This window comes from Photorhabdus sp. RM96S, from assembly GCF_042879335.1.
Lineage (GTDB): Bacteria > Pseudomonadota > Gammaproteobacteria > Enterobacterales > Enterobacteriaceae > Photorhabdus > Photorhabdus kayaii.
On sequence record NZ_JBHFKT010000269.1, the window covers coordinates 1 to 245 of the forward strand.

At 68.2% G+C, this 245-nt stretch carries 1 pseudogene; it reads left to right on the forward strand.

Going from position 1 to position 245, the window contains the following annotated elements:
- Positions 1–245, forward strand: a pseudogene (locus ACGF49_RS25305) (hypothetical protein); the annotation flags it as partial.

The window sequence follows — 245 nt, forward strand, 5'->3', positions numbered from 1 at the left end:
TTCCAGAACACCGCCAAAAAACTGGAACAGCCCCGTATCCTGCCCAACCCCGCGGCCAAACCCGTGCAGATGCCGCCGCTGGTTTACCTGGCCGAGACCACCGCGCCGGCGTCGTCTGAACCGGACCCCGGCGGCGACGCGGAATACGACCGCCGTCAGCCCAAAGTCCAGGTCCGTTTCCCTGCGCCGCCCCCGCGGCCGATGAGCGCACTACAGGGGTTCGGCCTGGGTCTCTTACTGGGGGC